10 protein-coding genes are annotated in these 11,027 nt (G+C 53.5%); 1 reads left to right on the forward strand and 9 read right to left on the reverse strand.

The genetic code is table 11. The features are described from left to right. Window positions 1-49: 49 nt before the first annotated feature. From V4U88_RS01635 to V4U88_RS01650, 4 genes are all read right to left on the reverse strand, one after another. Window positions 50-556, reverse strand: coding sequence for a DUF4178 domain-containing protein (locus tag V4U88_RS01635; protein WP_334071480.1), 507 nt, complete (start codon window positions 554-556; stop codon window positions 50-52). A gap of 38 nt (window positions 557-594) precedes the next feature. Further along, complete coding sequence (locus V4U88_RS01640; protein WP_334071481.1) at window positions 595-1,266, reverse strand: PspA/IM30 family protein; 672 nt, start codon at window positions 1,264-1,266, stop codon at window positions 595-597. Window positions 1,267-1,442: 176 nt separating this feature from the next. After that, entirely contained in the window at window positions 1,443-3,209 is a 1,767-nt protein-coding gene (gene dhaK / locus V4U88_RS01645; RefSeq protein WP_334071482.1) for a dihydroxyacetone kinase subunit DhaK, read from the reverse strand. Beyond that, window positions 3,206-4,348 (reverse strand): glycerol dehydrogenase, encoded by a 1,143-nt coding sequence (locus tag V4U88_RS01650; protein ID WP_334071483.1) that lies wholly within the window; start codon window positions 4,346-4,348, stop codon window positions 3,206-3,208. The genes dhaK and V4U88_RS01650 overlap by 4 nt, the downstream gene beginning before the upstream one ends. 176 nt (window positions 4,349-4,524) lie before the next feature. Here V4U88_RS01650 and V4U88_RS01655 point away from each other — a divergent pair, with 176 nt between their 5' ends. Then, the gene (locus tag V4U88_RS01655) at window positions 4,525-5,562 is read left to right on the forward strand and encodes a PocR ligand-binding domain-containing protein (protein ID WP_334071484.1); all 1,038 of its coding nucleotides are present in this window, start codon (window positions 4,525-4,527) and stop codon (window positions 5,560-5,562) included. A gap of 1 nt (window position 5,563) precedes the next feature. Here V4U88_RS01655 and V4U88_RS01660 read toward each other — a convergent pair whose 3' ends face one another. From V4U88_RS01660 to V4U88_RS01680, 5 genes are all read right to left on the reverse strand, one after another. Continuing rightward, window positions 5,564-6,073, reverse strand: a complete 510-nt coding sequence (locus V4U88_RS01660) for a CAP domain-containing protein (protein ID WP_334071485.1) — start codon at window positions 6,071-6,073, stop codon at window positions 5,564-5,566. Window positions 6,074-6,262: 189 nt separating this feature from the next. After that, window positions 6,263-7,270 (reverse strand): galactose/methyl galactoside ABC transporter permease MglC, encoded by a 1,008-nt coding sequence (gene mglC, locus V4U88_RS01665; RefSeq protein ID WP_334071486.1) that lies wholly within the window; start codon window positions 7,268-7,270, stop codon window positions 6,263-6,265. Window positions 7,271-7,294: 24 nt separating this feature from the next. Continuing rightward, the gene (locus V4U88_RS01670; protein WP_334071487.1) at window positions 7,295-8,806 is read right to left on the reverse strand and encodes a sugar ABC transporter ATP-binding protein; all 1,512 of its coding nucleotides are present in this window, start codon (window positions 8,804-8,806) and stop codon (window positions 7,295-7,297) included. 167 nt (window positions 8,807-8,973) lie between these two features. Next, the gene (locus V4U88_RS01675; protein WP_334071488.1) at window positions 8,974-10,011 is read right to left on the reverse strand and encodes a galactose ABC transporter substrate-binding protein; all 1,038 of its coding nucleotides are present in this window, start codon (window positions 10,009-10,011) and stop codon (window positions 8,974-8,976) included. Between the two features lie 159 nt (window positions 10,012-10,170). Further along, entirely contained in the window at window positions 10,171-10,995 is an 825-nt protein-coding gene (locus V4U88_RS01680; protein WP_334071489.1) for an MBL fold metallo-hydrolase, read from the reverse strand. Between the last annotated feature and the right edge of the window lie 32 nt (window positions 10,996-11,027).

Consider the following 11,027-nt stretch of genomic DNA (forward strand, 5'->3'; position numbering starts at 1 on the left):
GCTGTCCTTCAGCCTTTTCGCCGCGGACAGCCCTTCAATTTATTAGCAACTAACTAGCCCGGATTACTTTCACGTCCGCCGCAATCACTTTCTCGCCTTCATAGAGCATGAAGCGGCCGTTTTGCCACTCAATCCGCAATAATGCAAAATCATCCGACTGAAACTGCCAAACATACTGCTCACCACCCTGCATGAAAGGGGTCCGTCCGGAGACCGTCACCGTCCCGATGTATTGCTCGTCGAGGTAGTAAGTTCTTCCGTCCAGCTCCATCTCGGCCGGAACCTCATCCGGCGTATCCAACCGCCCGTCAATCGGCCGGTAGAGCTGGTACCGCAGCGTTTCCCGCTCTTCGATAAGCAGGTAGCTGATCTGGGCCCCGTCCTGCAGGGTCAGTACCACGGCATTACGGCCGCGGTTATGAACCCGCCCCGTCACCTCATAAGTCACCAGCGACACTTCGCACATGTCGCCGGGCGCCAGAGTGAGCATGCTCTTCTCCGCCTGGGGCGGCTGTGGCTTCGCGAACAGGTTTCCGATTCTTTTCCAAACACTCATGAGCTTCGCTGCCTCGCTTTACCGTCGTTTCGAAAATCCTATTGTTTATTCTCGTACTGCTTCATCAGTGCAGCCAATTCGTCTTCCACTTCTTTGTCTTTGCCGAGCTTCTCGAACTCCTCGTCCAGATCGGCGCCTTTGGCGGCCATTTCATTGCTGGCTTCGGCGCGGGCTTCCATCTGCATCATTTTCTCTTCCATGCGTTTCAGGCCTTGGGCAGCCGTGTCCGAACCGAATCCGGTCATCGCCTTGTTAATCTCCGTTTGCGCCTTAGCCGCATTATATCGTGCAACCAGCGTTTCGCGCTTGTTTTTCATCTCGGTCAACTGCTTGCGCATCTCTTCCAGTTTCTTGCGGAGATTGTCGGCCGCCGTTTTGTTCTGTTCATAGTTGGCTTTATATTCGGCCATTTTCTCTTCCGCGGACTTCTTCTCCTCCAGCGCGCGGCGGGCCAAATCCACATTTTGCGCCTGCGCGGCCGTGTGAGCCTGCTGCGTCCGTTTGGCCACCAGCGCTTCCTGTTCCTCATACAGCGCCTTGAATTTCTTCTCGATCGCGATTTGCGCGGCTACCGCCTTTTCGGCATCCTCCAAATCTTCCTGCATGTCCCGGATATATTGATCGGTCATTTTGATCGGATCTTCCGCTTTATCAATCATTGCGTTAATGTTGGACATCGTTAAATCGCGTAATCTTTTAAAAATCGACATGGTTTAGTTTCCTCCCCAAATGTTTTGCCTTCTTGAATAATGTTTACGTGGTGCGAAGGAAGAGGTTTCACCGTTTATTAAAAATAATTAAAAAAAAAGACCCGCTTGCATCCGCAAGCAAGGTCCGGGTAGCCGGACGGGATTGATCCCGTCCGTTTTCTAAGCCTGATTCGCCCCTATTTCAAACTCTCCGAGAGCGCTTTGAAAATAACCCCCAATGCGTAAGCGCCCGCATCGGGATAACCAAGGCTGCGCTCACCGACATTTCCGGCACGTCCCATCCGGGCGACGAAATCCGCAGTTCTTCTCGCGCCATCCTCGGCCGCTTCCGCCGCCTTCCGGAAGGCGGTCAGCATGTCGTCTCCCGCCTTAGCGCTGGCCGTCCAGGAGTCCGCGCACGGGGCGAGCGCATCGATCAGCGTTTTGTCCCCGACGACGGCTCCGCGTCCGAAGGAACGTTCCCCCGTAGCCTGAATTCCGCGCACGGCCGCCTGCAGCAGGTCACCCATGTCGGCCACATTAAGCCGGGCCTTCGTGCCCGCCGCTTTCCCGGCCGCCCGAAAAGCCGAGCCCCAAATCGGGCCGGAGGCTCCTCCGCAGTGTTCCATAATGACCAAGGAGCACGCTTCAAGAAAATCGCCGATATGTTCCCCCTGACCGGAGATAATCTCTTTCCACTCACGCTTCAACTGCTTGAAGCCCTTGGCCACGCTCATGCCGAAATCCCCGTCTCCGGCATGGGCATCGAGCTCACAGAAAGGCACCTCATTTTTAATGATGATTTCACTCATTTTGTCGACAAGATAGATCATATTACGCAGTTGGATCTCGTTGTCACGGATCAGCCCATATTCCTCCGGGGTTTCCGCTGTGAAGAATACTTCTTGCCCCTCGACATCCTGCTCCTCGAGGATTTCCCGATAATCGGCGGCCGCTTCGGTGCCGGTCATTTTAAATGCCGGTGTATCGCTCTCCGCAAACAACAGTTGCTTTAATTCGTCGTCCAGTTTCATGATCGAGACGGATGCCCCCGCCATATCGATGCTGGTCATGTAGTTGCCGACGAATGTCTTGCAAATTTGCAGACCGGATCTCTTGACCAGTTCCTTGGTTACTGCATGATTCAGAACATACAGCTCCTGCAAAGGGGTAGCCCCAAATCCGTTGATCAGCAAAGCGATTTCCCGGCCTTCCCCCCCGCCGATACTCAAATCCTCCAAAAGCGCATGTACCATCCGTCCGGCAAGCTCGTCGGCCGATGCGGCTTTTTCGCGCCGGATGCCCGGCTCTCCATGGATGCCAACGCCATATTCCATCTCATCCGCGGCGATTTCAAACGTCGGCGTCCCTTTGGCCGGAACGGTACAGGAAGTCAGGGCGAAACCGATGGTGCGAACCCGTGAGGCCGCTTTCTCGGCAACCTCCTTGACTTCCCGCAAGCTCCGCCCTTCTTCAGCCGCGGCCCCGGCGATTTTGTGAACAAGTACCGTCCCCGCAACACCCCGTCTTCCAACGGTGTAAAGGCTGTCTTGGACGGCAATATCATCCTCAACCCGAACGTACTCCACCTCAATTCCGTCTTCCCCGGCCAAAAAAGCCGCATTCTTGAAATTCATCATATCCCCGCTGTAATTTTTGATGATCAGCAGGGCTCCTTTTTTGCCGGCAGTCGCCTTAATGGCTTGATAGACCTGAATTTGGGAAGGCGAAGCGAAGACATCGCCGCACACGGCCGCATCCAGCATCCCTTTTCCCACGAACCCCGCATGGGCGGGCTCGTGGCCGCTCCCGCCGCCGCTGATCAAACTCACTTTGTTCTCATCGATGCGCTTCCTCTTGATGATCTTATGTTTCTTTACGAATTCAAGCTCAGGATGCGCCAAGGCAATACCTCTGCACATTTCCGCGACAACATCCTCGGGTCGATTGATGATTTTCTTCACCGGTTTGCCTCCCTTGACGTTTTATACTTTTTGCCGATTCTGTCCGCTGTGGCAATTGCCGCAGCCACCTCTTCCGCCTTGACCGGGAACGGCATCGAATGGATTGATTCTTCGGGAATACAGGCCTTTTCCGCCACTTTCTGAAGTTCGTCCTCCCCGATCGAGTCGACCCCGATATCCTCCAGACAAACCGGCAAACCTACATCCAGGCAAAAGTCGAGTACCTGATGCAGCTCTTCGTTAGGCGCATTTTCAAGGACCAATTGGGCCAAAGTTCCGAAGGCGACTTTTTCCCCATGGTAATAGTGATGGGTTCCTTCCAAAATCGTAAGTCCGTCATGGATCGCATGGGCTCCGGCCAAGCCCGCGCTTTCGAAACCGAGGCCGGACAGCAAAATATTGGTCTCCACAATATTCTCCAATGCCTGTGTGACCTTGTTCGCGTCGCAGGCGACCTTGGCTTTAGCGCCATCCTTCAGCAGTATTTCATAGCATAGGGTTGCCAAGGCCAGTGCCGCATGTGTCCCGACGGCAGGCGGACAAACGCCTTCCCGGGTTCCCGTCGGCAGGCTGGCATTGACTCGCGAGTATGACTTGGCCGTTGCCCGGGCTTCAAAATAGGTCGACAAAGCGTCGCCCATCCCGGCAACGAGGAAGCGCGTCGGCGCATTGGCGATCACCGTCGTATCGACCAGAACAACGTTTGGACTTTGTTTGAAATAAGCGTAATCGTCAAAAGCCCCCTCCGGTGTATAGAGGACGGCGGAATGACTGGTGGGCGCGTCCGTCGCGGCGATCGTCGGGCAGATGATCAGCGCTTCGCCTTGGGCTACGCATTTCGCCGCGTCAATGGCCTTCCCGCCGCCGAGGCCCACGGTGCATGTGCAGCCTTTTTCCTTGGCGATCTGTTGCAAGCGGGCTACCTCCTGCCGGGAACACTCTCCCATAAAACCGCTTTCAACAAAGGTAATCCCGAATTTCTCCGCCGTAGCTTCCAGCTTATCCTTTACACGGGCCACATCGTCACGGTGGGCAATCAACAATGCGGATGTTCCGAAAGAGCGGACAAAATAGCCCAGATTCAGCAGTTCGTCCTCTCCCTGTACATATTTTGCGGGGCTTATAAACGCTTTTCTCATCGTTCTTCCTCCTTGGTTATATCAATTTTATTTTTTAATACCTTAAATTATAGCCGAGATAAACGGTCTTGAAAGGGAACAAAGATTACGGATAATTGCAATTCCAAATCGTAAAATTTTGCACTTTTCCGGATAAATGGTATCCTTATGACATAAACAACGAGAGGGTGCGAACGATGATCCAGGAGCATCTGCGTATTCACAAAATTCTAGATTTAAATAAATGGAAGCGTCTTCAAGATTCACTGGCGACCGTGACCAACCTCGCGATCCTTACGGTGGATTATAAAGGAAATCCCGTCACGAGCCATAGCAGCTGTCAGGCCTTCTGCCGACATGTGCGGAAAGACCCCGAGCTCCTTCCGTACTGCCTGAAATGCGATTCCCGCGGCGGCCTTGAATCCGTCCGTTCCAATGCTCCGTATGTCTACCTTTGTCATTTTAACATTATCGATATCGCTATCCCGATCTCCGTGGATGACAAGTACATCGGAGCGGTGATGGCCGGCCAGGTCAGGTTGTCCGATCCGGAAAATGCCCGGGACCTCGAACAGATTCTGAGTTTGAAAGATACCCGGCTGCACCGGACCAAACGTGCCGAACTCCAACACTTCTACGACGAACTCCCCGTCATGACTTATGAGGAAGTGGTCAAAATCTCCAACATGCTGTTTCTGTTATGCAACTACATCGTTGAGGAAGCGCTAAATAAAAATCTGCTGATCGAGATGTTTGAAAAAACAGCCGGAAATGGCGAGACCGTTAATGTCTCCACCATTCTACCGGGCTATTCGCTCAAAAATATCGAATCCATCAAAAAAGAGATGACAAACGTCATTGCCGACGCCTACCTGAATAAGACGGATTCCGAATCCTACGCATGTACGAACAGCGTTCTAAAGCCCGCTTTCGAGTATATTCACCGCCACAAAAGCGAGCAGGCCTCCCTTAAGCAAATGGCGGATTTGTGCCACATCAGTCCAAGCTATTTCAGCAGGCTCTTCACCAAGGAAACAGGGGAAAATTTTACGGCTTATTTGGCCAAACTTAAAATCAGCTGGGCCAAGCAGCTTCTGGAGGTCACCGATATGCCCGTAGCGCAAATCAGCGATGAACTTGGCTTTAATGAGCCGGGGTATTTTATCAAAACGTTTAAAAAATTCGAGGACATTACGCCCTACCTGTACCGGAAATATTATAAAACCTCGGTGTAAACTACTTTCCGATAAACTCCTGCACCCAGTACCCGTTATAATAACCGACCCCGATCAGCGTGTAATGGGCATTCAGAATATTCGCCTTATGGCCGGGGCTGTTCATCCAGTCCCTTACGGCTTCCTTGGCGGTCGTCTGACCCATGGCGATATTCTCACCCGCATAGCGATAAGTAATATTAAACGTATCCATCATGTCGAACGGTGACCCGTACTCGGGGGAAGTGTGGTCAAAATAATTGTTCTTAAACATATCCATGGCCTTGAGCTTGGCCATTTTCGAAAGATTGGTATGTATGGTCAGCGGTTTCAACCCGGCGGCTGCCCGTTCTTTGTTCACCAGTTTCACGACCTCCGAAGCGCGTTCGGTTTGGATTTTGGCATATGCGGCCGCAACGGCCTTCTTCGATGGAACCTCGGCTCTCACAGGATGGTCCAAAACGGGAGAGAACAGCAGCGCACCTGCCAAGACAGCGAATAATAAGCCTTTTCCGACCTTTTTTATGCTCATCTCTTCAACTTGTCTCCCCTCATTTTTATTTTTTTCTACACGAATTGGTTTCCTTAACACATTTTAGCACGGGAAATTGCCGGATGCATACGAAATTTATGGAAAAATGAAAGTTCCTGCCGCAGGACCACAACAAAACGCCCCGAAGCGGGACATCCGCTCTGAGGCGTCTTTTCTAGGTCTATCGGACTATTTCTTGGATGCGTATTTTCTCATATCAAACGCGACGGCGGCCACAATGATCGCCCCTTTGATAATTTGCTGCCAGTATGGGCCGACCCCGACGAAAGTCAAACCGTAGTTAATGACGGTGAAGATGAGTACTCCGGCCATAACGCCCGGCACGGTGCCGATTCCGCCTGTGGTGGACACGCCGCCAACCACGCAAGCCGCAATCGCGTCAAGCTCGTACATGTTCCCATAGTTGTTCGTGGCGCCGCCGGTTCTGGCCGCTTCCAGCACCCCGGCCAACCCGTACAGGGCGCCTGCGATGGAATAAATATAAATCAAATACTTGGTGACATTAATACCGGATACCTTTGCGGCCTGTTCGTTGCCGCCGATCGCGTACATATTTTTGCCGAGGCGGGTTTTATTGAACATCACCCAGACGATAAAGCAGACGGCGATCGCGATGAGTACGATATAAGGAAGCGAGAATTCGCCGCTGCCGATGCTGCCGGAGCCCAGCGTCGTGAAGTCGTCGCGCAAACCGCCGATCGGCTGCGATTGGTTCGGTTCCGTATCGAAGTACAGCGAGTTAATGCCGTAAATGGCAACCATGGTACCCAAAGTGGCGATAAATGGTGGTACTTTAAATTTTGCGACGATCAATCCGTTGATCAGACCGAAGATCAGACCGACGACAATAGCGATCAGAATCGGTACGAGCAGCGGCAGATGCGGCAGGTCCGGAAAAAACCGGCGCGGATAGTTCTCCACCTGCAGCAGGGATGCGGAGATGACCGCGGTCAAACCGACCATCCGGCCGGCCGACAAGTCCGTGCCGCCGGTGATCAGAATGAAGGCCACACCAAGGGCGATAATGACCCGGGTGGACGACTGAATCAAAATATCGCGCAAAGTATTGACTCCGATAAAGCTGGGATCGTAGACGGCGATGCCAATCACCAGCACGGCTAGAACAATATAGATGGCGTTTTGGGTTACAAAATTCTGTATCTTTTTCGTTTGCATGATTTTTCTCCTCCTTGAATGGCCTTAGTGCTGGGCCGCCAAACGCATGATTTCTTCTTCCGAAGCCTTGCTGCCTTCCAATATTCCCGTCAAGCGGCCTTCGGACATGACCATCACCCGGTCCGACATGCCTAACAGCTCCGGCATTTCGGAGGAAATCATGATGATGCTTTTGCCCTGCAGCGCCAAATCCGCAATGATGGAATAAATCTCGTATTTGGCGCCCACGTCGATCCCCCGCGTCGGCTCATCGAGCAGGAGGATGTCTGGTTCGGTCAACAGCCAGCGTGCGAGCAGTACCTTTTGCTGATTCCCCCCCGACAAATTCATAATCAACGTTTTCGTGGTGGGCGTTTTGGTCCGCAGCTTCGCGACCATCTTGTCGACCTCTTCTTTTTTGCGCCGGTCATCCAGCAAGCCGTACGGCTTGACGTAGCGCTCCATATTGGCGATCGCCGCATTTTCGTGCACGGACAATACCGGGAAAATCCCCGTCGTTCGCCGTTCCTCCGTCAGCAGGGCAAGCCCGTGGCGTTTGGCGTCCCCGGCGCTGCGGATCTTCACTTCTTTGCCGTTGATCGAAATCGTCCCGCTTTTGATCTCGCGGAGCCCGAACAACGCCTCGATCAGCTCGGTCCGCTGCGCGCCAACCAGCCCGCCCACTCCCAGAATCTCGCCTTTGCGGAGCTCGAAAGACACGTTATTAAACGACTTCGGATCCGGGGAGGTCAAACCGTCTACCTTCAAGATGACGCCGTTCGGCGTATTGTACCGATCCGGAAACCGCTGCGTCAGGTCGCGTCCCACCATTTTCGAGATAATCAGATCGGTGGTCATTTCAATCGCCGGCCAGGTCCCGATCTTTTTACCATCACGCATGATGGTGACATCGTCGGAAATCCGCAATATTTCCTCCATTTTGTGGGAGATGTAAATGATAGCGACTCCGCGTCTTTTCAGATCGTTAATAATCCGGAAAAGATGCTCCACTTCCACACTCGTCAAGGAGGATGTCGGTTCGTCCATCACGATGATCCGCGAATGGAAAGAAACCGCTTTCGCAATTTCGATGGATTGGATTTTGGATACCGACAATTTCCCGACGAGCGTATCCGGACTTAAATCTATATCTAATTGTTTAAACAGCTCTTCCGTGTCCCGGTGCATTTTCTTGTGGTCCACAAATTTGAAGGGACCCGCGCCTTTCAGCGGGAATCGGCCAAGCCATATATTTTCCATCACATTGCGGAACGGCACCGGGTGCAATTCCTGGTGAATCATGGAGACTCCAAGGCGAAGCGCATCGCTGGAGTTGTTGATGTCGGCTTTTTGCCCGTCCAAATAAATTTCGCCTCCGTCGGGTTTATAAATCCCGAACAGGCATTTCATCAATGTCGATTTCCCCGCCCCGTTCTCGCCCATCAGGGCATGCACCGTTCCGGGCCGCACTTGCAGCGTTACGCCATCCAGCGCCTTAACGCCGGGAAACTCCTTGGAGATGTCCTTCAGCTCCAATGCATACTTCGAATCTGTCATACTCAACGCCCCCTATTTTTTTCTATTCCTGCAGAGGCACAGCAAGCGTTTCCTCCTAAGTCGCCATCCTTACATTCGCTTGATCTAAAAAACAGGAGGCTCGCACCGTCAGGCCCGAACCTCCCATATATGATGATGATGAGAAGTCCTGCTGCAGTCGCAGCGGTTTACTTGAATTGCGCTGCGTTTTCTTTCGTTACTTTTTGGTAAGGAATCCACACGTATTGATTGTCGGTAATCTCGAAACCTACGCTGTCCTTGTTCACTTCGCCGCCTTTAGCCAGCAGGGAAGCCAGGGTGACCGCCGCTTTGCCTTGGTTTTCGGCGTCGTTGAGTACGGTGCCGAGCATCGTGCCTTGCTCAAGGGCTTGAAGTGCCGGGGCGGTGGCGTCTACGCCCACAACCGGCATATATTTGTCGCCTGTAAAGTAGCCTGCGGCTTTCAAAGCTTCAATCGCACCGAGGGCCATGTCGTCGTTGTTCGCAAAGACGGCTTCGATTTTGTCGCCGTTCGCGGCCAGGAACGCGGCCATTTTCTCTTGGCCTTTAACGCGGTCCCACATGGCGGTATCCTCGGCTACTTTCTCTACCTTGATCCCGGCGTCTTCCACCGCCTGAATCGAATACTGAGTCCGCAGCTCGGCGTCTTGGTGCCCAGGCTCGCCCTTCAACATGACGTATTGGAGCACACCGTCGCCGTTCTTATCCGCCTTCGGATTGGCCTTCCAGTAATCGACGACGATTTGGCCGGAAAGCGTACCGGATTCTTCCGCTTTCGCACCGACGTAGTAGACTTTGTCCCATTTCTTCATATCTTCCGGCAGCGGTTCACGGTTCAGGAAGACCACCGGCGTTTCCTTGGCTTTCGCTTTATCGATAATGACGCCTGCGGCCGTCCGGTCCACCGGGTTGACGATCAGGGCATTCGTCTTCTTCGTCAGAAACAAGTCGATTTTATCGTTCTGGGTAGGCTGCGAGTTTTGGCTGTCGACGATATCCACCTTGGCGATGCCGCCCGCATTCTTCTCGATCGAATTGCGTACGCCGGTCATGAAGGTGTCGTCAAATTTATAGATCGCTACGCCGACTTTCGGTTCCGCGGCCCCGTTACCGCCGCTTTCTTTGCTTCCGCCGCCGCTGGAGCAACCGGCAAGCGCTCCTCCGAGAAGTACCGCAGCCAATAGTGCCGATCCGATTTTTTTCATATAAATGACCTCCTGAACTGATTTGAGTTATCTTTATTTATCCTCTTGGATACGTTTTCATTATGCCTTGTTTCCTCGCGATTGCGAATCAAAAATCCTCAGATGTTCTATTAAAATTCTCATGAGGTTAAAATACAAAAAAGAAGGCCCGGGTTTGCCCTAGACCTTCTCCTCATCATTCACATATTTGCCCTGCTTCGGAACCGCAAGCTCGTCGAAATGCTCGGCGAGCCGATTTAACCCGAACTGCAGGTCCCGTCCGCTCATCGGCTGGCCGTGTCCCGTTAAGGCCACCTCCGGCGTCAAGGCCGCTAGCCTTCGCACCGACTCCTTCGCCGCCTCCCAGTCCGGCGTAAAGTACATCGGCGGCCCGTGCAGCTCGAGCTCCTGCTTCATGACGGCCAAAGCCGACTCCTGCTTGACGGTGATGAACGCATCGCCGGCAATTAACGCCTTATCCCGCTCACGGAACAAGGACACATGGCCGGGGCTGTGTCCCGGCGTCGGGATCCACCGCCACTCGGGAGCGCCCGGGACCCGGCCGTCATCCGGCAGCGGGAGGAGCCGGTCCTTAAGATCGATCGCCCGGTTGGGATATAACGGTGCCACGCCCGCCATCAGACCGCCTCCGACGGTGGGATCGCCTTCCGGATAGTCTTCCAGGCCGGTGAGATAGGGGAACTCAAGGACGTGAGCATAGACCGGAATCCCCCACAAATCGGCCAGCTCAATCACATTGCCGACATGATCGAAGTGCCCGTGCGTCAGCACGATCGCTTGCGGCGGCCGGCCGAACAACCGGTCCGCCTCCTCGACCAGGGCATTCCGGAAAGGCCCCACCCCCGTGTCTACCAAAATCCAGTCCCCCCGATCCGGATGGCCTGCGAAGCCGACATTGACCATCAGCGTCCGGACGCACCACAAATCCTCCAACACCCGGGTCGTATCCACCGCGCCGGTGTGCAGTATATCTTTTTCACTCACCTGTCTCCCTCCCTTTCTATGGATAAATAAAT

This window comes from Paenibacillus sp. A14 (genome assembly GCF_036864815.1).
GTDB classification, from domain to species: domain Bacteria; phylum Bacillota; class Bacilli; order Paenibacillales; family Paenibacillaceae; genus Fontibacillus; species Fontibacillus sanfengchensis.